Origin of the sequence: Erythrobacter sp. HI0063, from assembly GCF_001635685.1 — a bacterium.
GTDB lineage: Bacteria > Pseudomonadota > Alphaproteobacteria > Sphingomonadales > Sphingomonadaceae > Qipengyuania.
The window spans coordinates 1-353 of sequence record NZ_LWFF01000158.1; the positions used below are offsets into that span (position 1 = coordinate 1).

At 60.3% G+C, this 353-nt stretch carries 1 pseudogene; it reads left to right on the forward strand.

The features are described from left to right. A pseudogene (locus A3736_RS17445) lies at positions 1–353 on the forward strand (hypothetical protein); the annotation flags it as partial.

Consider the following 353-nt stretch of genomic DNA (forward strand, 5'->3'; position numbering starts at 1 on the left):
CCCATGCGGGGCCCGATACGCCCTTTGCAGGCCTGGAAGGGCGCAATATCAAGGATTTCCCTTTCGAAGAACAATGCCGCATTCTCGACTGGGCTCGCGAGACGCTGATGGCGGCGGGCGCACCGAAACCTTCCGCTTTTCGTGCTGGAAACTACGGCGCAAATCGCGACACTCTGCGCACTTTGAACGAACTCGACATCGGTTTCGATACCAGCTTCACGCCCGCCATCTCGAACGGCCATTGCGACATTCCGCTTGGCCGGGAAACGACCCAGCCGGTGCTGATGGAAGGTGTGATCGAAGTGCCGACCGGTTGCATTCGCGATGCCACCGGCAATCTGCGCCATGCCCAG